The 23,008-nt window shown below is 34.7% G+C and carries 20 protein-coding genes, 1 tRNA gene and 1 pseudogene; 10 read left to right on the forward strand and 12 right to left on the reverse strand.

The window, feature by feature from the left end:
• Positions 1-67 precede the first annotated feature (67 nt).
• From F6U93_RS05030 to F6U93_RS05040, 3 genes are all read left to right on the forward strand, one after another.
• A complete protein-coding gene (locus F6U93_RS05030; RefSeq protein WP_150937615.1) occupies positions 68-745 on the forward strand; it encodes a Crp/Fnr family transcriptional regulator in 678 nt (225 codons plus the stop codon).
• Positions 746-1,167: 422 nt separating this feature from the next.
• Entirely contained in the window at positions 1,168-2,004 is an 837-nt protein-coding gene (gene prmA, locus F6U93_RS05035) for a 50S ribosomal protein L11 methyltransferase (RefSeq protein ID WP_150937463.1), read from the forward strand.
• A gap of 10 nt (positions 2,005-2,014) precedes the next feature.
• Positions 2,015-2,290 (forward strand): ATP-dependent Clp protease adaptor ClpS, encoded by a 276-nt coding sequence (locus F6U93_RS05040; RefSeq protein WP_150937465.1) that lies wholly within the window; start codon positions 2,015-2,017, stop codon positions 2,288-2,290.
• Between the two features lie 325 nt (positions 2,291-2,615).
• Here F6U93_RS05040 and F6U93_RS05045 read toward each other — a convergent pair whose 3' ends face one another.
• From F6U93_RS05045 to F6U93_RS05065, 5 genes are all read right to left on the reverse strand, one after another.
• Positions 2,616-4,028, reverse strand: coding sequence for an MBL fold metallo-hydrolase (locus F6U93_RS05045; RefSeq protein WP_150937467.1), 1,413 nt, complete (start codon positions 4,026-4,028; stop codon positions 2,616-2,618).
• Between the two features lie 109 nt (positions 4,029-4,137).
• Positions 4,138-4,929, reverse strand: a complete 792-nt coding sequence (locus F6U93_RS05050; RefSeq protein WP_150937468.1) for a sulfite exporter TauE/SafE family protein — start codon at positions 4,927-4,929, stop codon at positions 4,138-4,140.
• Between the two features lie 2 nt (positions 4,930-4,931).
• Positions 4,932-5,345, reverse strand: a complete 414-nt coding sequence (locus F6U93_RS05055) for a DUF6691 family protein (RefSeq protein WP_150937470.1) — start codon at positions 5,343-5,345, stop codon at positions 4,932-4,934.
• A gap of 177 nt (positions 5,346-5,522) precedes the next feature.
• Complete coding sequence (locus F6U93_RS05060; RefSeq protein WP_150937471.1) at positions 5,523-6,080, reverse strand: YeeE/YedE family protein; 558 nt, start codon at positions 6,078-6,080, stop codon at positions 5,523-5,525.
• Positions 6,081-6,170: 90 nt separating this feature from the next.
• Positions 6,171-6,800, reverse strand: a complete 630-nt coding sequence (locus tag F6U93_RS05065; RefSeq protein WP_150937473.1) for a Crp/Fnr family transcriptional regulator — start codon at positions 6,798-6,800, stop codon at positions 6,171-6,173.
• A gap of 151 nt (positions 6,801-6,951) precedes the next feature.
• On the opposite strand from F6U93_RS05065, the gene F6U93_RS05070 reads away from it, so the two are divergent.
• Together F6U93_RS05070 and F6U93_RS05075 are read left to right on the forward strand one after the other, a co-directional pair.
• A tRNA-Arg gene (locus F6U93_RS05070) sits at positions 6,952-7,025 on the forward strand.
• A 795-nt stretch (positions 7,026-7,820) separates the two neighbouring features.
• Positions 7,821-8,423: a hypothetical protein gene (locus F6U93_RS05075; protein ID WP_150937475.1), complete on the forward strand. Its 603-nt coding sequence runs from the start codon at positions 7,821-7,823 to the stop codon at positions 8,421-8,423.
• A gap of 430 nt (positions 8,424-8,853) precedes the next feature.
• Here F6U93_RS05075 and F6U93_RS05080 read toward each other — a convergent pair whose 3' ends face one another.
• The 7 genes from F6U93_RS05080 to F6U93_RS05110 all read right to left on the reverse strand — a co-directional run bounded on the left by F6U93_RS05080 (position 8,854) and on the right by F6U93_RS05110 (position 18,547).
• Positions 8,854-10,830, reverse strand: a complete 1,977-nt coding sequence (locus tag F6U93_RS05080; protein ID WP_150937477.1) for a DUF349 domain-containing protein — start codon at positions 10,828-10,830, stop codon at positions 8,854-8,856.
• A gap of 104 nt (positions 10,831-10,934) precedes the next feature.
• Positions 10,935-11,675: a shikimate dehydrogenase family protein gene (locus F6U93_RS05085; RefSeq protein WP_150937479.1), complete on the reverse strand. Its 741-nt coding sequence runs from the start codon at positions 11,673-11,675 to the stop codon at positions 10,935-10,937.
• Complete coding sequence (locus tag F6U93_RS05090; RefSeq protein ID WP_150937481.1) at positions 11,672-12,688, reverse strand: DUF368 domain-containing protein; 1,017 nt, start codon at positions 12,686-12,688, stop codon at positions 11,672-11,674. The genes F6U93_RS05085 and F6U93_RS05090 overlap by 4 nt, the downstream gene beginning before the upstream one ends.
• Positions 12,688-13,608 (reverse strand): DUF368 domain-containing protein, encoded by a 921-nt coding sequence (locus tag F6U93_RS05095; protein WP_150937482.1) that lies wholly within the window; start codon positions 13,606-13,608, stop codon positions 12,688-12,690. The genes F6U93_RS05090 and F6U93_RS05095 overlap by 1 nt, the downstream gene beginning before the upstream one ends.
• Positions 13,609-13,657: 49 nt before the next feature.
• Positions 13,658-15,046, reverse strand: coding sequence for a tetratricopeptide repeat protein (locus F6U93_RS05100; RefSeq protein ID WP_150937617.1), 1,389 nt, complete (start codon positions 15,044-15,046; stop codon positions 13,658-13,660).
• A gap of 156 nt (positions 15,047-15,202) precedes the next feature.
• The gene (locus F6U93_RS05105) at positions 15,203-16,387 is read right to left on the reverse strand and encodes an aspartate aminotransferase family protein (protein ID WP_150937484.1); all 1,185 of its coding nucleotides are present in this window, start codon (positions 16,385-16,387) and stop codon (positions 15,203-15,205) included.
• 12 nt (positions 16,388-16,399) lie between these two features.
• On the reverse strand, positions 16,400-18,547 hold the full coding sequence (locus tag F6U93_RS05110; protein WP_225312566.1) for an OstA-like protein: 2,148 nt from the start codon (positions 18,545-18,547) through the stop codon (positions 16,400-16,402).
• Between the two features lie 400 nt (positions 18,548-18,947).
• Here F6U93_RS05110 and F6U93_RS14935 point away from each other — a divergent pair.
• The 5 genes and pseudogenes from F6U93_RS14935 to F6U93_RS05125 all read left to right on the forward strand — a co-directional run.
• Positions 18,948-19,295: pseudogene (locus F6U93_RS14935) on the forward strand (type I restriction-modification system subunit M N-terminal domain-containing protein); the annotation flags it as partial.
• A 114-nt stretch (positions 19,296-19,409) separates the two neighbouring features.
• Positions 19,410-19,577: an HsdM family class I SAM-dependent methyltransferase gene (locus F6U93_RS14940; RefSeq protein ID WP_262713936.1), complete on the forward strand. Its 168-nt coding sequence runs from the start codon at positions 19,410-19,412 to the stop codon at positions 19,575-19,577.
• Positions 19,534-20,499, forward strand: a complete 966-nt coding sequence (locus F6U93_RS14945; protein ID WP_262713935.1) for an SAM-dependent methyltransferase — start codon at positions 19,534-19,536, stop codon at positions 20,497-20,499. The genes F6U93_RS14940 and F6U93_RS14945 overlap by 44 nt, the downstream gene beginning before the upstream one ends.
• Entirely contained in the window at positions 20,496-21,557 is a 1,062-nt protein-coding gene (locus F6U93_RS05120) for a restriction endonuclease subunit S (protein WP_150937489.1), read from the forward strand. Before F6U93_RS14945 ends, F6U93_RS05120 begins: the two co-directional genes overlap by 4 nt.
• Positions 21,558-21,571: 14 nt before the next feature.
• Complete coding sequence (locus F6U93_RS05125) at positions 21,572-22,954, forward strand: ApeA N-terminal domain 1-containing protein (RefSeq protein ID WP_150937491.1); 1,383 nt, start codon at positions 21,572-21,574, stop codon at positions 22,952-22,954.
• Positions 22,955-23,008 lie beyond the last annotated feature (54 nt).

Genomic DNA, 23,008 nt, shown 5'->3' on the forward strand with positions numbered 1-23,008 from the left:
ACAACAAATTAATACGCATGATAATTGTCATGATTTATATATTTTTACAAAATACAAAATTATAGGTATGAGCAAGTGCGAGCAGTGCATAATTAAACAGTTTAATTCATTAAAAGCATTAACAAAAGATGAGTTGGTGCGCATCTCTGCGTGCAAAACGTCACACACCATAAAAAAAGGTGAGGTTATTTTTGAAGAAGGTGAAATGTTAAACGGGGTTTACTGTATAAAGGATGGCATTTGTAAATTATCGAAACTGAGTGAAAACGGCAAGGACCAAATTGTAAAAATGGTGGTTAAAGGCCAGCTTTTAGGTCAGCGTTCATTGATTAGCGAAGAAACTTCTAATTTACAAGCTACAGCTTTAAATGAAATGGAAGTTTGTTTTATTCCGAAGAGTGAAATTATTGCCGATTTACAGAAGAACCCTAAATTCTCCTTTGAAGTTTTAAAGGATATGGCTCATGATTTAAGAGATTCTGACGATATTATCGTGAATATGGCTCAAAAATCAGTACGTCAGCGTTTGGCGGAAACCTTAATTTATATTCATGAAAACTTCGGAACTAATCCTGATGATACCTTAAGTGTGCTTCTGTCTCGTGAAGATTATGCTGGTATTGTAGGAACCGCAACCGAATCTGCTATACGTGTGCTTTCTCAGTTTAAAAAAGAAGGTTTGATTGAAGCCGTTGGGAAGTATATTAAAATTATTGACTTCGCAGGTTTAGAGCGTGTGGAGTAAAACGCTAGAAGGTCTCAGTTTTCGGTTCATCGAATCAACAATGGATAATTAATAATTAAAAAGGAATAATTAAAAATTGACCAGTTGATAGGAATTCGAAGCTTAACAACAATCGGTGAAATTTGTATCTGAAAATTTCTCTGTGAATCTCTGTTTTAAAATCTCATAAGTGTAAGTTTCCAGAAACTAATAACCAACATAATTTCTCGCAAAGCAGTAATACACAAAAATCAGTGAAATCTGTGTCTATATATTCTGAGAGAATCTCTGTGAAACCTCCGCACCTCTCTGTGTAATAAAAAGAATTCTCAAGACTAGGGCTGTTTCAGTTTAGCCATATGTTAAGTTTATGAACTCTTTATGACAACAAGTCGTATAATTTCCACTTTAACTTCTATCTTTGTAGTCCGAAAAAAATAACTATGTCGAATATCATTTATATAGGTTACGAATTTAAGGTAACACCTTTACAACCAGCGGTTGAGATTTTAATTGCAGAATTAGGTTATGCTGGTTTTGAGAGTTTTGTAGAAACCGATCAAGGCGTAACAGCCTATATTCAAAAGGAAGAATGGCAAGCCGATATTTTAGATGATATTCAAATTTTAAATTCCGATGAGTTTGAGATTAGCTACGAGTTTAGCGAAATCGAACAAACCAATTGGAATGCCGAATGGGAAAAGAATTTCAGCCCGATTGTCGTAGATGATAGCTGTGCTGTACGTGCACCATTTCACGATAAATTCGATACTGAATACGACATTATTATTGAACCCAAAATGAGTTTTGGTACGGGGCATCATGAAACCACACACATGATGATTCAGCATATTTTAAAAAACGATTTTAAAGGGAAATCGGTTTTAGATATGGGCTGTGGTACTGGTGTTTTAGCCATTTTAGCCGAAATGAAAGGCGCACAAACTATTGATGCGGTAGATTATGATAATTGGTGTTATTTAAACAGTTTAGAAAATGTTGAGCGTAATAACTGTGAGTATATCACCGTTATTGAAGGAGATGCCGCGGTGTTAAAGGGTAAAAAGTATGATGTTGTTATTGCCAATATCAACCGTAATATCTTATTACAAGACCTAGAAACCTATGCATCTTGCATGAATGCAAACGGAACGATTTTCTTAAGCGGATTCTACAATGATGATATTCCTGTGATTCAGGAGGCTTGTGAAAAGCAATTGTTAAAATTTGAAGAAAAATTAGAGCGTAACCATTGGGTGGCTCTAAAATTTATAAATTAGAATAAAAAAGATGAGTACGGAAGAAAATACATCCGAAGAGGTACTGCTCGAGGAAGCGGTTTCAACTCAAAATGAAATAGTGGTTTATAACGATGATGTGAATACCTTCGATCATGTTATAGAAACCCTGATTTACGTGTGTGATCACACAGCTGAACAAGCAGAGCAATGCTCCCTAATTGTTCACTACAACGGAAAATGTACTGTAAAAACTGGTGATTATGACGATTTAAAACCGCGTTGTTCTATGCTTCTTGAAGCTGGTTTGAGTGCTGAAATTATATAAATTTTTGTCATTTAGTAGAACCTGTCTAGCGGCAGGCAGAGGAGCCGCAACTGAAGTATCTTTTTAGGTTTCGATTTGTTTAACCGTTTAACTGTTTAATCATTTAGCACAGACGTTATTCTGAAATCGAAGGCTGTTTAAAAAGTCTATATGATGTCATATTGAGCTTGTTGAAATATCATAATAAAACCTATTTATTATGGTTTCGACAAGCTCAACCTGACAAATACAAGTTTAAACGTGTTTTTGAATAGGCTGTCGATTCAGAATGACGAAAAACGAACCTTATCGAACAGCCTTTTCCTTTTCTTACTTATTCTTAGGTTTATAAGGTAGACGGACAAACATAATTTGTTGTAGGTAAATCCGAATCTTTTATCGCAGCAAAACCTCCTGCAATATCAACCAAATTATCAAAACCGCGAGCTTTTAAAATTGAAGCAGCAATTACAGAGCGGTAACCACCTGCACAATGTAGATAATAAGTTTGATTCTTATCAATGGCATTCATATTGTCATTAATGTAATCTAACGGGAATGTGTGTACTTGATCACCTTCTAAATGTTGAGATTTATATTCCCCATCTTTTCTAACATCTAAAACTTCAATGTTGTTGTTTTTAAAACGTTTAGAAAATTCTTCAACCGGTATAGATTCTATCGATTCTAGATCTTTACCAGCTTGTTTCCAAGCTTCGATACCGCCTTCTAAATATCCTAGCGTATTATCGTAACCCACACGAGATAATCTTGTAACGGTTTCTTCTTCTTTACCTTCAGGAGTTATGAGGAGTATCGGTTGTTTTAAATCGGTTATCAAGGCACCAACCCATGGGGCAAAACCGCCGTGAATTCCAATAAAAATAGAATTAGGGATGTGAGCCTTTACAAAGTCTTTTTCATGCCTTACATCTAAAACTAGAGCACCTTCTTCATTAGCTAAATGTTCAAAAGCTTCAGGAGTTAAAGGAGTATTTCCTTGTTTTAAAACGGTTTCAAAAGTATCGTAACCCGATTTGTTCATCATGGCATTTTTGGCGAAATATTGTGGAGGAGGGGCAATACCATCAAGCACTTCTTTAACAAATTCAGCTTTGGTCATATCGGCTCTTAAAGCGTAGTTTGTTTTTTTCTGATCACCTAAAACCCCAACAGTTTCTTTACTTAGGTTTTTTCCGCAGGCAGAACCCGCACCATGTGCCGGGTAAACAATGACATCGTCTGGAAGCGTCATGATTTTATTGCGTAAGGAGTCGTATAGCATTTCGGCTAAATCTTCTTTTGTTAAATCAGATTTAATAGCCAAATCCGGACGCCCAACATCACCTAAAAACAAAGTGTCACCAGAGAAAATAGCATGATCTTTGCCGTTTTCATCAATCAACAAAAAAGTTGAAGATTCTAAGGTATGACCAGGGGTGTGCAGCACTTTTATCGAGATGTTTCCCAGCTTGAAAACTTCGTTGTCTTTTGCTGTGTGGATATCATAATCGGTGTCAGCACCAGGGCCATAAACAATAGTTGCTCCTGTTTTTTTAGCCAAATCAATATGACCTGAAACAAAATCAGCGTGAAAATGTGTTTCAAAAATATATTTAATGGTAGCATTTTCTGCGGAAGCTTTATCCACATACTGCTGTGTTTCACGAAGCGGATCAATAATAGCCACTTCACCGTTAGATTCAATATAATAAGCACCTTGTGCTAAACACCCTGTATATATTTGTTCGATTTTCATAATGTTATATTTTTTTTATTTCCTTGAAAAAGGAAATTTTATTATTTTATTGCTTATTTCAAAATTATAAAACTCTATTGGATTGGTTTGTAACTTATATAACATAAAGCTAGAGTAGCTCTCTGTAAATAATATATGCCGCCATGATGAGTACGAAGTAACCAAAGCTTTTCTTGAGTTTTTTAGCACTCACAAATTTTGAAAAATACCCACCAATTAGAATGCCTAATACAGAAATGGTTGTGAATGCTAATAGGAAAGCCCATTCGATATCTAAAGTTTGTACGTCACCCAAGAAACCTATTAAAGAGTTAATGGCTACAATGATTAGTGAAGTTCCTACGGCTTTTTTCATTGGAATATTTGCCCAAAGTACTAAAGCAGGTACGTAGAGGAAACCGCCGCCAGCACCTATCAAACCTGTAATGGCTCCAATAGTAATCCCTTGTAGAAAGGTTTTGTAATAGGCTTGTTTTTCTGTACCTGGTTTTAAGTTTTTTTTGCTTTTTATCATGGAAATGGCAGCAAAAAGCATGATAAAGGCAAAAAAGACCATAATTGTGATGTCTTTTGTAAGTTGAAAGTTTCCAAAAGTCAATAGGATTTCAGGAATATTGGGAACCAAAAATCGACGTGATAAATAAACCGCTAAAAATGAAGGAAATGAAAAGGCTAGGCCTATTTCAAAATCTACCAACCCTTTTTTATACTTCTGGTAAGTGCCAACCAACGATGTAACGCCGACGACAAATAGCGAATATGCTGTGGCTACAATAGGGTTATAGGCTAAAAGATAAACCAACAAAGGAACGGTTAATATGGAACCGCCGCCACCTATTAAGCCTAAAACTAAACCCACAATTAAGGCACCGAAATAGCCAATTAAATGTATACTATCCATGATTAGTGTGGTAGTTTGTTTTTAAGTAAACCGTAAATAAATGTACCAACAATAGCCGCAGCAATAACTATTAGCATGCTCCAAACTCCTGTACCTAATAGAATGTACATGGGCCCTGGACAAGCACCAATTAGTGCCCAGCCTAAGCCAAAAATGATACCACCAACAATATATCGCGTAATCACTTTGTCCTTTTTCGGAACAAAAAGATCGGCTCCTTGTATGGTTTTAATATGACTCCTTTTGGAGAGTTGTAAAAATGCAACACCTACAGCTATGGCCGAACCAATAATACCATACATGTGAAAGGATTGAAAACGGAACATTTCGTAAATACGAAACCATGATACGGCTTCAGATTTTACTAAGACAATACCGAAGAATATACCAACGAGTAAAAATTTTATGAATTTCATTATTCTAATATTTAAATTGAAGAAAAAAGTATTTCGTAATTTAATATAGCCCTAAAATTGTTTTCATTTTGTCATTCAGAAGGAAGTACGACTGAAGAATCATTATAAATGATTTTTGAGATTCCTCGATACTTTGGAATGACAAGAAATACATGAGGTCTAATTACGAATATGTAGCTAGAAAATAAGCGGCAGTATGAAGTTAGCCATGATTAAACCACCTATAAAAAAGCCAATAACAGCAATTAGCGATGGTACTTGCAAACTACTCAAGCCGGTAATGGCGTGACCAGAGGTGCAGCCACCTGCGTAGCGCGTTCCGAAGCCTACTAAGAGTCCGCCAACAATTAAAAGGATTAAACCTTTTGGTGTGGCTATAGCTTCTAAGCCGTACATTTCAGCTGGGACCAAAGCCTTTCCTGGGGTTTCAAAACCCATGCTTTGAAGTTCTGTAATGGTGGTAGGGTTTAATGTGGTACCGCTGTCATTTGAGAGGTAATGAACAGCAATAAAACCCCCAATAATCGTACCTAGAACGACTGTAAGATTCCAAAGCTGGTCTTTCCAGTTGAATTTAAAGAAATCGGCAAATTTTCCAGCACCACCAATCGCACAAAGCGTTCTGAGGTTTGAGGACATGCCAAAGGTTTTTCCAAAATAGAGTAGTAGTGCCATAACGATGGCAATGAGTGGCCCGGAGATATACCAAGGCCATGGGTTTAAAATATGTTCCATGCTATTAGTTTTATAGCACAAAAGTAAAACCTTGAAAGCTGTTGGTTTGTGATAAATGTTACCTAAGCAGGAGAAGAGGTAGCGGTGATGTTATAAGATTTGGATTTTATTCCGACTTAATTTTATTTTATTCTCGTTTTCCAGTTGCTTTAAGAGCCTAGAAACCACCACGCGTGAGGTGTGTAAATCTTCAGCAATCTCTTGATGCTTGATGATGATGTTCTTAGATTCGTGAAGCACGGTTTTATTTTTTAGATACTTATATAAACGCTCGTCCATCTTCATAAAGGCGAGATTGTCTATAGCCTCAAGCATTTCGTCAAAACGGTTTTGATAGCTTTCTAAAATGAAATGACGCCAGCTTTCGTTAGTTTGAAACCATTTGTACATATAAGCAACGGGAATCATTATCAGCGCGGAATCACTTTCGGCCACTGCTCGAATTTTACTTTTCGTTGTGCCAATACAGCAAGTTAAGGACATGGTGCAGGTTTCTCCAGCTTCTAAAAAATAGATAAGCAATTCGTTGCCATCCTGATCTTCACGTAATATTTTTATATTGCCACTTAATAAAAGCGGCATATATTTAAGCGTTTGGTTGATGTCTATAATGATTTCATCCTTTTGGAAGGTTTTATATATGCCTACTTCTGTAATCTCTTTGATGAGGTTTTCATCTAATTGGTGTTGGTAAATGTCTGTTAACAAATTTGTTTTCATAGAGATAGGAAGTGGTTTTTTAAATAAACCACATTTTTAACTGAAGTTAGGTTCAATAGTTTAACGTTATTCAAAAATAATCAATTAGATTTTTATAAAAAAAGTTTGCATATGTTTTAAATTATAATGTATATTTGCACGCACAAAATAAGGCCTCGTGGCGCAACTGAATAGCGCACTTGATTACGGCTCAAGAGGTTACTGGTTTGAATCCAGTCGAGGTCACAAGAGTAAAAAAGCTTCCAAGAAATTGGGAGCTTTTTTTGTTTGTGGTTTACAGAAAATTAGCATACTTTTTTTGAATTTTCACTGTTCTTTTTGTTGCTAGTTTGAGTTTGTTTTGTCAATTCAATACAAAACAAAAGAGTCCTTCAAGTTTTTAAAAACCTTGAAGGACTTTGTAGACGACACCACATGTCGCCATAAAACCTCTAAATCTGGCATAAATTTGTCCTGTAATAATAACAGATTACATTTTTTCATAAAGTTAGTTTAGTTTGGTTTTTTAAAGATTAATGGAGCTGCTGTAGGTGTGGTTACCTGCAGCAGTTAATCTTTTTTTTTATACAAATAAAGACTTAAATACGCCCAAGTAGATCATTATATATAGTAAAACCCTGTAGAAATTTTGTTTCTGCAGGGTTTTCGGTTTTTAATAGTTTCTCTATAAATAGTGGTTTGCCTTTTTATGGTGTGAAATGTTAAAGTTAACCTTCAATTTTAGATGCAGTTGACTTCAGTAAATGTAATTGAGTTCTGATGAATATTGTTTTCTATCTTAAACTTTATATTGTTTTTAGAATCCTGTTAGAGTTTATTTCTATATAACCTAAAATCCGGCTAGATCAGGAGCTACAAGTGATTCCTGTTTCTTGTAGCTTAGGGGTAGATTTTGTGTAATCCAATACCGACATCCTATGTCGCCATACAAGCTTAACCCTAGATGTACCTTTGTAGTATAATTATAACAAACTATAGTTTTAAGACTGTAGTTAATTTAAAATAGTAAATTTTTATATTATGAATAACATTTTGAAAAACACAAGAAAAGGATTTTTAATGCTAGCTTTATTTGGTACTATGGCAAGTTTTGCTGATGCTCCTGCAGACGGTATTATTGTTGAAGGTAATAACACTACCTTAACTTTAAATTACGCAAAACAAGGTAGCGCTGTATCTATTAAAGATACTAATGGTTCTGTGCTTTATACTGAAACTATTGAAACCACTGGTAGATATAAGAAAAACTTTGATTTATCATTTTTACCTGATGGAAACTACATGTTTGAAGTAGATAAAGATCTTGAAGTTGAAGAAATTCCTTTTACATTAAACAAGGGGGTTGCTGTTTTTAACAAGAGCCAAGAAAAAGTTGTTTATAAGCCTTTTATCAGAGTTTCTGATGATTTAGTTTATATCAACAAATTAAACCTTGATAACGAAGACTTGAGCGTGAATATCTATTTTACTAAAAATAATGGTTTGAATTCTGAGCTTGTTGTTTCTGAAAAATTGAGCAGTGAGAATAAAATTGAACAGGTTTATAAATTAGCCGATTTAGGAAGAGGTACTTATAATGTTGTATTGAGTTCTGGTGGTAGAACCATTCAAAAAAATATCTAAATTTAATTTAGTATACTTGGAAAAGGTGATCTTGAAAAAGGTCACCTTTTTTTTTGTTATCATTTAGATCTGGGTGCGGGTTTTCTGGTATTTAGTGGTTATGAGACCTTTATAATACTTGACTGAAATTGGCCTTATACCAATTTAACCATATAATGTCATAATACCGACACCACATGTCGCCATAAAAGGTCTAAATCTGGCGTAAATTTGTAGTGTAATTATAACAGATTACATTTTTTCATATAAGTTAAGTTTGGTTTTTAAGATTAAAAAGAGCTGCTGTAGGTGTGGTTACCTACAGTAGTTTAATCTTATATAAGATGAAAAATTCAAAGACGCCCAAGTAGATCATTATATATAGTAAAACCCTGTGAAAGTATATTTTCACAGGGTTTTCGGTTTTTATTAATCTGATTAGGAGGAGTTCTTAATAAAGGTTCTTAATCTTTTTAAGTTTTGTTTTCCAAAGTTCTAATGATTCTTCGTGAATTTTGATGTTGTTATGAACTTCTTTAACTAACGGATTGTCATCTTCTACATTAGTGAAAAACTGTAAGTTGTTTTCCAACTGATTGATTTGACTCTTCACTTCATCAATTTTCTTTCTAATAAATACGCGTTCGTTATCTAAGTTCCTGTTGTCATCATCGGCAGCATTAAGAACTTCCAACTTGTTTTCGTATTTTATGATTTCAGATTCGTTTTTATCTAAATCTAAAGTTGCTAGTAACTGGTCAATGCTTTTTTGAAATTTACCATCAACATAACGTTTGTCTTGAGGTACACGGCCCAAGGCTTGCCAAGCTTTTATTTGCTCTTTAATCGCTTCAATTCCAGCGTCCTTATTTGTTGGTAGTTCTAGTGTTTTTAAGCTGTTTAAAAGCTCGTTCTTCTTGTTGTAAGCTTCAGTTTGCTCGGCGCTGGCAGCATTTCTTTTAGCATGAATTCTGTCGAAATAGTAGTTGCAAGCTGCTTTAAACTGTTTCCAGATTTTGTCACTATCTTTTCTTGGAACGTGACCAATTTTTTTCCATTCACTTTGAATTTTTTTCATCAAAGGGGTTACGGTATCAAAATCGTCACTGTCTTTATTGTCTTCAGCAGTTTTGATTAAATCTAGTTTTAACTGAAGGTTTTTAAATTGTTCTTTCTTTAAATCTTTGTAAAAACTATTTTTTTGACGGTTGAAGGTTCTAACGGCTTCTTTAAACTTCGCCCAGGTCGCTTCATTAACTTTTAAAGGCACTTTTCCTGCATTAAAAAAGGCTTCACGCAAGGCTTCTACTTGCTTTATCTTCTTTTGAATGCCGCCGTGAGACTTAGCGCCTTGAGCACTAATAGTTTCAATTTCGGCAATGATTTCAAGCTTTTTCTCTAGATTTTTTTCGTAAACTTTATCTATTTCTTGATAGTAACTGTGACGCTTATCATTAATGATTTTTGTAGCTGCTTTAAAACGTTCCCAAATGGCTTCACGATGTTCCATGCCTACAGGACCAAGTTCTTCTTTCCACATTTTGTGTAATTCTTGAAGCTCTCTAAAGGCACGCATCACATTGTTATCTTTAGCTAATTCTTCGGCACGCTCAATAATTAATAACTTCTTTTCTAAATTGTGTTTGAAATCTAAATCGCGTAAATCCCGGTTTAAATGTAGAAAATCATAAAATAGCTCCACATGGTGGTGGTAACTGTTCCAAGCGTTGTTGTATTTGTCTCGTGGAATAGGACCTGTTTTTCTCCAACGCTCTTGTAAATCTTTAAAGTTTTTGTAAGTCGTGTTGATGTTTTCTTCAACATTAATTAAACCTTTTAACTCTTCAATAATTTCAAGTTTATCTTCAAGATTTTGTTTTAGGTTTTTTTCTAAACTTTGATAGTGATTGTTAAGCTTTGTTCTGTAAAGTTTATAAGCCTCTTTATAGCGTTTCTGTACTGGAGACGTGTAGTAGAAATCTATTTCATTACCACCGTCATTGATGAAATCTTCTTTCTTTTCATCAATAATAGCCTGTAACTTTAATTTAAATTCATTGTTTATACCATTAACATGGTCGCGAATGGCTTGAACTTTTTCGGTTTCTAAAAGACGTTCTAACTCAATGGCTAGAGCTTCTAACGACATAGTATCGTATTCCTTAACTTCAATTTTATGACGGTCTTTATTGCCTTCATCTTCAGCATCCTCAGCATTAGATTCGTCAATTTCGTTTAGCATCTCATCTTGCGCTTCACTGGAATCTTCTGATTCACCCTCTTTTTTGTTTTCATTGGTCTCAACAACAGGTTCTACCGCATTTGATGTTGATTCTGTGTTTTGATTTTCATTTAATTCTGCTGAATTTTCTACAGTATTATTAGAATCAACTTCTTCTTTTTTTTGTGCTTTCTCGTTGTCAGACATTTTTAAAAATGTTAAGGTTCATCAATTATTTTCGACTTTAAAGATACTAACAAGTATAGTATAAACAAAGTACTGTCAAGTGTTTTAACTTATTTATAGAGGTTTTAATATAGGTCCCAAATCGACCAAGATTTTTCAGCTTGAAGTTTCAGCATGTTGGCACCATTAACAATGGTAGCTCCATTTTTTTTGCCTAAACTTAAAAAGGTGGTTTCTTCCGGATTATATATTAAGTCGAAAAGCAAATGCTTATCACTAACCCCTTGATACTTGATATTTGGGTGATCTTCAATATCAGGGAAAGTGCCTAGCGGTGTGCAGTTCACAATCACCTCATGGTTTTTTACATCTTCTTCGGTTAAACTGTCATATGAAAATTGAACCTGATCTGAAAGTGTGCGGGATACATAACTACAGCTTAATCCTAATTCTTTTAAACTGAAAATAACCGCCTTACTTGCGCCACCAGTTCCTAGAATTAGCGCCTTCTTGTGATGTGGTTTTATGAAAGGTTCAATGGTTTTCTTAAAGCCATAGCAATCGGTGTTATAACCTACTAATTTACCTTCATTAGTGATTTTAATGGTATTCACGGCACCAATAGCTTTGGCTTGTTCGTTTATTTCATCTAGATATGGCATCACAGCTTCCTTGTATGGAATCGTAACGTTCATGCCTTTTAAGCCTGCTGTGTTTTTTATAATACCTGGAAACTTGTTGATGGTGTCAATATCAAAGTTTTCATAGGATGTATTTTCAATTTGTTCTTTTTCAAATTTCTCCTTAAAGTAAGATCTAGAGAAAGAATAGGAAATGTTTTTACCTAGTAGTCCTAATTTGTTCATGCTAATGTTTTAGTTTTTTGTCCGTACCACTGCAAGCTTAGTACAATGGCAACTCCAATGATGATGAAGCCTAGAGCTAAATACGTTTCGGTGTTTAGTTCGGGAATAAAGCGTTCGTAATTATGAATTATTTTTTGTCCGTTAGAGTCCAAAATTAAAGGGCCATCAGAGTGCTTTTTAAAAATGGTGTTTTTCCATGGCCACACGACGCCAAGTGATCCTACAATAAACCCGATTATAGAGGCCAGGGTAATGCTTTTATAATGTTTTAGAATGTAGCTGAGTAGATGAGAGAAAGTAACTAAACCCGTAATAGAGCCTAAAGTAAAGACTAGTAAAATTTTCAGCATGTTAATACGCTGTTCATTTTGTGTAAAGCTGAAATCGCCTAGAATTATTTCTGAGAAGGTATCATACAAGGCGTTTACCGAGTCTACTAATAACAAGACATAATTCCCCAAAAGCATCAGAATAAAAGATCCTGAAAACCCAGGGAGTGTCATTCCAGAAACGCTAATAATTCCGCAGAAAAAAACAAACCAGAGGTTGTCATTTTGGGTTGCTGGTGTTAAAAAGCTGATGCTTACGCCCAGTAAAACGCCTATAATTAAAGAAAGGTACGTTTTAGGGTTCCAGTCATCAAAATCTTTGTAAATATAATAAATAGACCCTATGATCATGCCAAAGAAAACGCTCCAAACATAGAGTTCATAGTGTTTGATCAAATAGTCCAATACTTTAGAAACACTGAAGTAACTGATAAGCATACCAAGAAATAGCAGGCTTAAAAAGCGACCATTAATGTAGTGGTAAAAACTTCGAAAGCGTCCGTTAAGTAGTAAGGCAAAGGCTTTTTTGTTAACTTTCTTTAGAGAGTAAATAAATTCTTCATAAAAGCCAGCAACGAATGCAACGACACCACCAGAAACTCCGGGAACTTTATTTGCAGCGCCCATACCTAATCCTTTTAGAACTAGAAAAAGTTTATCGGTAAATGTTCGCGTGCTTTGCATTATTGTTTTTTGGAGCCTAATTTTTCAAGAATAAAAATAGTTAAAAATCCTAGAATCATTAAAACTATCGCATAACCTATGTGGTTGTCGCCATTAAAATTTAAAGGTGAAATACTTTCTTGTAGTAGGGGTGATTTAATGCCTTTTGAATTGGTATGCCAGCTTAAGGTGTTTTTCCAAGGCCACACTTTGTTTAGTGAACCAAAGATAAAACCTGTTAAAACGGCTAAAGTGATGTTGTGGTAATTTTTAAATAGCCATTTTAAAACATGGCTAAAACTCAACAGCCCTATAAGTGCTCCAGTGGCGAATATAAGTATCCTTTTGATATCTAATTCGTGAAAAGCATCACTTAGTGTTTTATAAGCGCCTAAAATTATAAGGATAAAGGAGCCTGAAATGCCTGGAAGTATCATGGCGCAAATGGCTATCGCTCCTGCGAGGAATAAATACCAAGGGTTTTCGTTGGCGCCTAATGAAGGCAATTTACTAATATAAAATGCGATCGCAGCACCAAGGATTAAAGCAATAACTGTTGCAGCATTCCATTTTGTAATTTGTTTTCCAACGAAATAAATACTAGCAAGTATGAGTCCGAAAAAGAAAGACCAAATTAAGACAGGGTGGTGAATGAGTAGGTAACTGGCTAGTCTCATAAAAGTTACGAAACTGATAATGATACCAAGCATGAGTGCTAATATAAAATTGCCGTTTAATTGCGCCCAAAATGCTTTAAAACCTTTGTTAAAAAGGGTTTTAAATAAGCTCGCATTAATGTTGCTAATGGTTGAAATTAATTCTTCGTAAATTCCTGAAATGAAGGCAATGGTACCACCAGAAACTCCTGGAACGGCATCGGCAGCGCCCATGGCTAGGCCTTTAAAAGTAATGATTAGATAATCACTTAAACGTCTTTGCATACTTGGTTTTTTAAGAAAACCAAAGGTAACAATTAAATTAAAGGTTTGGTTACAGATTTGTCTTTAGAATCTTTTTAACTAATCTTTTGTTAGAGATTTTTGGGAAAAGTTCGTCGATAATAAAATAGTAATCTACGTTGTATTTGAGTCCGTTTTTTAAGTGAAAAGTACCTTTGTCATTTTCATTTAATTGAAAATACAAGCCGGCTAAACGGTATTCAATTTCGGCGTTTTCTGGGTAAAACTCCATTGCTTGCTCGAAGTTATAAATTGCGCCTTCAATTTCACCAAGTTTTATGAGTAAATCACCTCTTGATAACCAGGTGTTTAATTCGTAATTCCCTAGTTCTAAGGTTTTTTTGTAACCACGTTCGGCTTCTTCAAATAAACTTAAACGGTGATTAATTTGGGAGTATAATTTCCAATAAATCACGTTTTCAGAATCTATATTAATCGCCTTATTGATGTAATACAGCGCTTTTTGATAATCTTGTTTTTTCTTGTAAAACTTAGTGATGGCAATCCATCCTTTGTCTAATAACGGATCTTCGTGAACGGTTCTATCGTAGTATTGCAGCGCAAGTTCATTGTCACCAAGTTTTTCATGGCAATTTCCTATACGTAATAGTGCAAATGACGTTGGGTCATCTAAGCTTAATGTGATGCTGTAGTTTTCAATAGCATCTTCATAGCGTTTTAGTTTTTCCAACACTTTACCACGTTCTAGGTAAGCGCCAACAAAAGTATCGTCAGAAATGATGGCAAAATCATAAGCAGCTAAAGCTTTTTTGTAATCTTTTAATAGAAAGTATTGTTTCCCTAACTGATGCCAAGCCACCTCACAGTATGGGTTTTTATCTAAAAAGATGTTTAAATATGAAATAGCATCTTCATGCTGATTTAAAATTTCGAAACAATAGATGATGTTGTAAAGTGCTGAGTAGTCGTTGAAATCTGTTTCTAAACATTTCATGAAGTTGTTTTTAGCTTCTTCAAAATTGTCTAAAAACAAATACTCCATACCAATTAATGAATATAGGTCGACCACATCATCGGTAAGATCTAATGCTTGTTTAAGTACCATGATGGCTTGCTCATGATCGTCTCTTTTAGAGAAAATATTGGCCTTCTGAATATAAATTTCTTCATTATTCGGGTCCAAACTGTATAACTCACTTAATAAGTCATCGGCTTCATCTAACTTATCTTCAAAAACAAAAATTTCAACTTTAAAAAGTCTTAAATTAGTAGAGGAAGGATGTTGATCTAAACCTAATTTAATTGCTTTTTTTGCTAAAGCAATTTTACCTTGATTGAGGTAATGGTGAATGATGTTTTCAAATTCTTCAGAATCAAAGAATAAAACATGATTTGTTTTTAACATCGATTCAAACTTGGTAAGCGGCAAATTTTTGTTGTCATCATGACTAAACTCCATAAGCACATTTGTGAGGTTCAACTTTATTAAAGTTACTATTCTATTTAAAGGTTAGTCGTAAACGGACTAAATGTTTTCAACAAAGTAATCAACAAAAGTAGTGTTTTATCGGGTGATTTATTGTTTTTTATTGATAATCAATGAGTTAAAATTGTGTTAATCGTCAATTATTTGGTCAAGAATATCCAAAATAGTTTGACAACCTTCAGTTATTTCGCTGTTTGAGATGGTTAAAGGCGGGGTAATTCTTACTGCTTTCGGCTCAAACAAGAGCCAGAATAAGATTAAACCTTGATTTTGAGCGGTTAAAATAAGGTGGTTTACCTTTTCTGCATCGGGTAAGATTAAAGCTAGCATGAGCCCTTTTCCTCTTATTTCACTAATTAAAGGATGTACCAAGAGCTTTCTGAAAAGTGCCTCTTTTTCTAAGGCTTGCTGCATTAAACGGCTTTCGATAATTTCTTTTAATGTGGCTAATGCTGAAGCTGCAATCACGGGGTGACCACCAAACGTTGTAATATGCCCCAGTTTAGGATTGTCTTGTAATAAATCCATTAGAGCACTTGAGGCTGTAAAAGCCCCAATAGGCATGCCGCCACCAAGTCCTTTTCCTGTGACAATAATATCTGGCGTACAGTTGTAATTTTCAAACCCGAAAAGTTTTCCTGTTCGTCCAATACCTGGTTGAATTTCGTCTAATATTAATAGTGCTCCCACTTGAGTACAGCGGGTTCTCACTTTTTCTAAATAACCATTGGTAGGCTCAATAAAGCCCGCACCTCCTTGTATAGTTTCTAAAATAACACAGGCGGTATGTTCGGTGATTTGATTTAAATGAGCACTATTATTAAAGTCTATAAAGCGAACATTTGGTAATAGAGGTCTGAAGGCTTGTTTGCGTTCTTCAAAACCCATAACGCTCATGGAGCCCATGGTGTTACCGTGATAAGCTTTGTTTGCGGCTATAATTTCACTACGCCCTGTTGCACGTTTTGCTAATTTTAAAGCCCCTTCAATGGCTTCGGTACCTGAGTTAGTTAAATATGTTTTTTCAAATGGTTCAGGCAATTGTGACGCGATGAGCTTACTGAGTGCTACGGCCGGTTGCTGGGCATATTCACCGTAAACCATAACATGCATGTATTTGTCAAGCTGTTCTTTTATAGCTGAAACCACTTTTGGGTGGTTGTGACCTAATGGACAAGCAGAAACCCCAGCAACAAAGTCTAAGTATTGTTTGTTGGTGGTGTCATAAATATAGGAGCCTTTGGCATGAGAAACCTCCATTGCTAGAGGATGTGTTGAGGTTTGAGCTTGGTATTTAAGAAAATCTGAAGTCATTTGTTTCTAGATTTAATGTGTTAAAATTTCAACAAGCTTGGCACCCCATAAATATATAGAATCATTTTTTTGGACATCACTGATTAAACATCTCAACTTACTACCGTCATTACTTTTAACGCCGGTTAATGTATATTCTTTCCAATCGTTGGTTAAGGTAATAGGTAAAGTATGATAAACAGCAAAGTCGGTATCTGCACGTTGAAACCTGATTCTCGTTTTTCCTTTCCCTTTCATCCAAATTGAAAATTTAAAAGTCCCATAGGTTTTGTTAACCACCTGATAGATGTGTCCGTCTCTAGTACCTGTTCCAGTTATGAAATCAGTAACGTCATTGTTCATAGGGTTTTTGGTTGAGCTTATATCTGCCTTAACCGCATTTTTCAGCCATTTAGAACTGCTAAATACATTAGGGGATTCTAATAAATTCTCTGATTCTGTTTGCTTTGGTATATTACGAGCCGCTTTGTTTTTATGAGGCTCTCCCTTACCTGCTTGCTTTATGCGTTCAAGCATGTCTTCATCAAAAAAGGCTCCTGAAGGCACATAATCTTCCAATCCTTTAATTACAGGGAGTTCCAAGGGCGGGTCATCACTAAACAGATCTTCTACACTGGTAGGGCGTTCCTCTTCACGCCAATCAAAGCCTTTGAGGAACTTGTCTTTTTTGGGGTATTTTGATTCTGGAATTAGGTCACCATCCACTTGGTTGAATCTTGAATATTCCTCAATATCGCCTTCAGCAAATAATATTTTAATACTTCCTGATTTGGCCTTATCTATTCCTATAAGCTCTTGTTTATCATTTCGGGCATAGAAAATGGATTCGGCATTTTTAATAATGTCTACTTCCCTCAAAGCGTTTTCATCATTAAATTGTCCTACCAAGCGTAACCCGTAAATTTGATTATAAGCGTTGTCTGCTAAAGTGTCTTTGCTTGTAATAAAAGCGTGATTAAAAACTAAAAGCGAGTCTATTTTTTCGGTTTTGTTGTTTGATATGAGATGGATGGTGTCTCCGGTCATTTGGTTTTCAAAATTCCATAGAATGGGTTTCCTAGCGGTTGAAAATTTATCACCAAATGATAAACGCGGAATGTTTATTAATTTTGTGAGTCCTGTTTTTTGATTGGCATAGATAGAATCTGATTTACCCGTGATATCAGATTTAAATATTTTTGCATTGTAATAGGCGTTAATGATACGGTTATCAGGTTTTCCGGTAACCATAATTTTATCGGCATGCATGAATACCGAATCTTTTTCTTGTACAGTAATCGCTAAAGCACGTTTTGTAATGAATAGGGAGTCCTTAGCTCTGTAAACTTCGGCGTAATGCCCTTTGATAATACTTTTGTTGAGTGTATCGGTAACTTTTATATTGTTGGTTGCCGAAGCAAAACTTTTTGTGTTGTCAAAATACAAGCTGTCACCCTCAATAATACGGTTGTCGTAATCGATTCGGGCGTTTTTTAGAGCATAACCCACTTCTAGTTTGGTGTCATAAAATCCTTTTTCACAATAGGTTTTACTAGTTTGAGTGGTAATGGTTGAAGGCCCAAATAGGTAGGCAAAGCCAGTATCTGAATAAAAATCAAAAAAATTAGAGTTTATAGTCGATTCTTTATTTACAAGAACCACATCGTTTACAAACTGGTATTTTTTACTATCCATGTAATACCGCCCAATCTTACTTGTAATGGTTCCTGAAGAATCTTTTACCACTTTACCACCGTTTTTGTAAAAGGCCTGCTGTTTAACACGGTCAAAATAAAGAGTATCTGACGAGATGGTAGAATGGGGGTCTGTTAAGACCACATCGCCACTAGCAAAAGCGAGTTCTGTGATGCCACTATATTCCACATATTTTGAAGTCATATTAATGGTGTCTCCTTGCTTTACAGTAACATTACCATAGGCCTCAACAAAATTTTCCTCACCATAATGAATGGCGCGGTCGGCCCACATGTTTGAACCGCCATGAATGATGTGTACTTGCTGTTTGTCATCACGAGTTAAAACCTTCGCACCAGGATAGTTTTCTTCGTCAATAGTAAGTTTTCCAGCGTACTCGATTTGAATCTGTCGTTTTTCTTGAGCGCTGTTAACCGAAACAAAACCAATAATTAAGGTAATTAATAAAACTTGAAGTTTGTTCAAAGTATAAAAGTTTGTGGCAAAAATAACGATTAATACCATGTCTTGTTTAAAATTACGGTAAAAGAAAATGGTGATCTTTTGTATTATATAAAATGGAAAACTAAGGCATAGCCAAAGCTATAGTTTCTTTTTATGCTCAAATAGAACGCACAAAAGCGTGTTTTATTAGGGGTGTTTTGAATGCAATTAAAAAAACATAAAAGCTCTCAAGTAGCGCGTATGACTTGAAATAGTCTGGTTTTATACACAATATCTGAAGATATAAATTATATTAGTGGTTCGTAATAAAATACCTGAAATAAGTGCATTGTTCTTTGATAAATCAAAGTTCATGATAGTAAGTATTTTAGGTGTAACTGGAAAAGAATTAATTATATCAAATTAAGGATATTAAAAGTACATGGCAAAAACAGACACTACCAGTTTCGAGAAGAAACTCTTTAAAGCAGCAGACAAGCTCCGTAAAAACATTGATGCTGCCGAATACAAACACGTAGTACTAGGCTTAATTTTTTTAAAATAGATTTCAGAATCCTTTACAGAACTCTATCACAAACTAGAAGCAGACGAGTGGAGCGACCCAGAAGATAGAGACGAATACATTGCCGAAAACACCTTTTTTGTGCCTAAACTTGCCCGTTGGGGCCATATACACGCTCATGCTAAACTGCCTACCATTGGGCAAACCATTGACGAAGCTATGGAAGCTATTGAAAAGGAAAACAATGAACTAAAAAATGTACTACCACAAGTATACGGTAAGGCTAATTTAGATAAAGCGGCTCTTGGGCAATTAATAGATTTAATAAGTAACACCGAATTACAAGCCGAAAACGAAAACTCTAAAGATCTTTTTGGACGAGTGTACGAGTATTTTTTAGGTGAATTTGCCAATGCCGAAGGAAAAAAAGGTGGTCAGTTTTATACCCCAAAAGCCATTGTGAAACTCATGGTAGAAATGATTGAACCTTACCAAGGGCGTGTGTATGATCCCGCTTGTGGTTCTGGGGGCATGTTTGTCATGTTCTGAAAAATTTGTAACCGAACACAGCGGAAACATAAAAGACATTACCGTATACGGACAAGAAAGCAACCATACCACATGGAAACTGTCTAGAATGAATTTAGCCATACGCAACATTAACAGCAAGTTTGTGGTGTGGAATAACGAGGGGACTTTTTTAAAAGATGCCCACCCCGATTTAAAAGCCGATTACATTCTTGCCAACCCACCCTTTAATCAAAAAGATTGGGGTATAGATATTTTACAAGAAGATGGCCGCTGGAAACATGGTACACCACCCAGTGGAAATGCGAACTTTGGCTGGATGCAACACATGCTTTATCATTTAGCACCACAAGGTGTCATGGCAACCGTTTTATCTAATGGCTCATTAAGTTCTAATACCTCGGGTGAAGGTGATATTCGTAAAAATTTGGTAGATAGCGATTTGGTAGAGTGTATTGTTGCCTTACCTAAACAACTATTTTATAACACAGGTATTCCTGCCTGTATTTGGTTTTTACGGAGAGAAAAAGCCAACCACAACAAGGAAGTATTGTTTATAGATGCCTCTGAAATGGGCTTCATGAAAGACCGTGTACACCGCGATTTTACAGACGAAGACATTGCTAAAATACGAGACACCTACATCAATTGGAGAGCTGTCACCTCGAGCCCAGTCAAGAGGTCTCAAAACGGTAGCGAAGAATCTCCTTATAAAGACATAAAAGGTTATTGCAAAAGCGCAACTCTCGAAGCCATACAAAAACATAGCTACGTACTTACCCCTGGTCGTTATGTGGGCATACCCGATGAAGAAGATGACGGTATTCCCTTTGAAGAAAAAATGCAGACATTGACTGCTTTATTAAAAGAGCAAATGGATAAAGAGCAAATACTGAATGAAGAAATTGATATACAGTTGGCTAAAATTGGGATGCGTTTATGAGTAGCGTAAATAAAATACCAAATGGGTGGATTGAAACTACTTTGGGGTTAATTATGGAAATTTCAAGTGGTAAAACTCGGCCAAAGATTGAAGGGGGAATTCCAATTTATGGAGGTAACGGAATTATGGGATATGGTAATAAGGGTAACCAAGAAAAGGCTTCAATTATAGTTGGACGAGTTGGAGCTTACTGTGGTGCAGTTTATTTAGAAAAAAAACCTTTTTGGCTTTCTGATAATGCTTTAGGAGTATTAAATAACTTAGATTCAGATTTAATGTTTTTATATTACAAGCTTATCTCAATGAAACTGAATAATCACGCCATTGGTGGGGCACAACCACTAGTTACTCAAACATTACTCAAAGAGTTAGAAATTTTAATCCCCAAAAGCATAGAAGAACAAAAAGTCATAGCCAACATCCTCACGGCATTTGATGATAAAATAGAAAACTTAGAAGCTCAAAACCTTACCCTAGAGCAAACCGCACAAACTATTTTTAAAGAGTGGTTTGGTAAATATCAAGTAGGTGATGAGTTGCCTGAGGGGTGGCGCGTTGGGAAAATTGAGGATCTTTTAGAAATTAAATATGGTAAAGATCATAAGCACTTGAAAGCGGGGAGGGTTCCACTTTACGGTTCTGGTGGAATTATGAGATATGTAGAGAAACCATTATATGATAAAGACTCTATATTAATACCCCGAAAAGGTACCTTGAGTAACTTATTTTACTTAAGCCAACCTTTTTGGTCAGTCGACACAATGTTTTATAGTAAAATAAAACGTTCTTTTTTTGGAAGATTTACTTTCCTCTTTTTAAAATCTATTGATTTATCATTAATGGATGTTGGTTCTGCTGTACCGAGTTTAACAACCCAAGTATTGAATCAAATACCAGTCATCATCCCAAAAGATGAAATAGCTATTAAATTTAACAAGATTGTTTCTACTTTTTATGAAAAGTCAGAAACTAACAATTTCCAAATCCAAACTCTAAAACAAACCAGAGATACTTTGTTGCCCAAATTAATGAGTGGGCAGGTTCGGGTTAAAATGTAGAAATAAGTTATGTCATGATTAAAGAAAGCACGTATATAGGTTATTGGTGGTTTCAAGAAAATTCAGAAAATGAATTTCAAGGGGTTTTAAACTTTGAAACTAATGGAGATGTTGTCCTAAATGTTTTAGACGAATCGAAAAATGTTGATTTCAACCAGTTATTTAGAAGTAAAAAAGAAATACCTACTATTATTGGTTTAGCAAAAGATAGAGTTACTAATAAGGAGTTCTCTTTTAAACTAATAGATGCTTATGTTGTTTCAAGCTCAAGCTCATTTAACAGGTTAAAAAGTTTTAGTATTAAATCATACTCAGTATTAAAATCCCAAAGCAACGATTTTAGTTCAGATTTAGAATTTGATGTTTTAATTTTAAAAACAGATTTATTAGACGATTGGCTTAATATATATGGCCATAAGTTTAGTGTTAACGAAGGTATACCTAACTTTAATCTTAGTTATAAGCAACCTGATGAAATTACACTGTTTCAATCGGAGGATTTTTCATTAAAAGCTTATTTTAGTGTAAGTCACAGTCTAATTTTTAGTAAAAAAATTGATGTTGAGCAATCGGCATGTCTTAATTTATATTTCACAGCACCTAAAAAGCTTCAAGAATTAAAACCTTATATTAGGATGATAAGAGACTTTTTTTCTCTTGCTGTTGGTCTCCCAATAAACATTACCAAAACTGTATTTAGTAAAATTGTAGAAGGAGAAAATAAACCTGATATTAATTTTGAATTATATCAAAAAAGTAAATATGAAAGTAGGATTCCAACTTTTTTAGAAACCAAAAGAATGCTAATTACTTATAATCTTATTAAAGATTCTCCAAATGAGGTATTTGCAAATTGGTTTAAAAAGTACGACGCATTAAAATTTTTAATGAACAATTATTTTGGCTCGTTGTACAATGAATTTAAATATGTTGAAGATAAATTCTTAGATTTTATATTTTCAATTGAAGTTTATCATAGAGCTAAATTTGGTGGATTTGATTTAAAGGATGAATCATATTTAAAAATTAGAGATCGAGTTCTTAGTTCGGTTAAAGATAACAGTGATAAACAGTGGTTAGAAGCAAGATTGAAAAAATATACTGAAAACACACTACAATCGAGATTAAGGAATATATTAGAGTTAAACAAAGAAAGTTTAAGCGGTCTAATTGAAAATAATGAGTTGTTTTTAAAGAAAATTGTAGAAACAAGGCATTACCATGTTCATAGCTCGATTAAAAATGATGAATATATTATAAAAAATGCCATTGAGTTATCTAGAATCAATAAAAAACTCGAAATAACAATTCAAGCTATTTTACTTTCAGAACTTGGCTTTAAACAAGATGTGATAAATAAAAGGTTAAGAAAAAATAGCCCATTTACTTTTAACTAAAAATGTAGAAATAAGTTTTAATTACACTTGTCTACCTACTTAAAAATGCATTAT

It is taken from the genome of Pseudotamlana haliotis (assembly GCF_008806375.1).
In the GTDB taxonomy this organism is placed as follows: domain Bacteria; phylum Bacteroidota; class Bacteroidia; order Flavobacteriales; family Flavobacteriaceae; genus Pseudotamlana; species Pseudotamlana haliotis.

Excerpts from the sequence above, each read along its gene's own strand:
- F6U93_RS05030 (WP_150937615.1), top strand. The coding sequence starts at position 68 with ATGAGCAAGTGCGAGCAGTGCATAATTAAACAGTTTAATTCATTAAAA.
- prmA (WP_150937463.1), top strand. The coding sequence starts at position 1,168 with ATGTCGAATATCATTTATATAGGTTACGAATTTAAGGTAACACCTTTA.
- F6U93_RS05040 (WP_150937465.1), top strand. The coding sequence starts at position 2,015 with ATGAGTACGGAAGAAAATACATCCGAAGAGGTACTGCTCGAGGAAGCG.
- F6U93_RS05045 (WP_150937467.1), bottom strand. The coding sequence starts at position 4,028 with ATGAAAATCGAACAAATATATACAGGGTGTTTAGCACAAGGTGCTTAT.
- F6U93_RS05050 (WP_150937468.1), bottom strand. The coding sequence starts at position 4,929 with ATGGATAGTATACATTTAATTGGCTATTTCGGTGCCTTAATTGTGGGT.
- F6U93_RS05055 (WP_150937470.1), bottom strand. The coding sequence starts at position 5,345 with ATGAAATTCATAAAATTTTTACTCGTTGGTATATTCTTCGGTATTGTC.
- F6U93_RS05060 (WP_150937471.1), bottom strand. The coding sequence starts at position 6,080 with ATGGAACATATTTTAAACCCATGGCCTTGGTATATCTCCGGGCCACTC.
- F6U93_RS05065 (WP_150937473.1), bottom strand. The coding sequence starts at position 6,800 with ATGAAAACAAATTTGTTAACAGACATTTACCAACACCAATTAGATGAA.
- F6U93_RS05075 (WP_150937475.1), top strand. The coding sequence starts at position 7,821 with ATGAATAACATTTTGAAAAACACAAGAAAAGGATTTTTAATGCTAGCT.
- F6U93_RS05080 (WP_150937477.1), bottom strand. The coding sequence starts at position 10,830 with ATGTCTGACAACGAGAAAGCACAAAAAAAAGAAGAAGTTGATTCTAAT.
- F6U93_RS05085 (WP_150937479.1), bottom strand. The coding sequence starts at position 11,675 with ATGAACAAATTAGGACTACTAGGTAAAAACATTTCCTATTCTTTCTCT.
- F6U93_RS05090 (WP_150937481.1), bottom strand. The coding sequence starts at position 12,688 with ATGCAAAGCACGCGAACATTTACCGATAAACTTTTTCTAGTTCTAAAA.
- F6U93_RS05095 (WP_150937482.1), bottom strand. The coding sequence starts at position 13,608 with ATGCAAAGACGTTTAAGTGATTATCTAATCATTACTTTTAAAGGCCTA.
- F6U93_RS05100 (WP_150937617.1), bottom strand. The coding sequence starts at position 15,046 with ATGGAGTTTAGTCATGATGACAACAAAAATTTGCCGCTTACCAAGTTT.
- F6U93_RS05105 (WP_150937484.1), bottom strand. The coding sequence starts at position 16,387 with ATGACTTCAGATTTTCTTAAATACCAAGCTCAAACCTCAACACATCCT.
- F6U93_RS14945 (WP_262713935.1), top strand. The coding sequence starts at position 19,534 with ATGATCCCGCTTGTGGTTCTGGGGGCATGTTTGTCATGTTCTGAAAAA.
- F6U93_RS05120 (WP_150937489.1), top strand. The coding sequence starts at position 20,496 with ATGAGTAGCGTAAATAAAATACCAAATGGGTGGATTGAAACTACTTTG.
- F6U93_RS05125 (WP_150937491.1), top strand. The coding sequence starts at position 21,572 with ATGATTAAAGAAAGCACGTATATAGGTTATTGGTGGTTTCAAGAAAAT.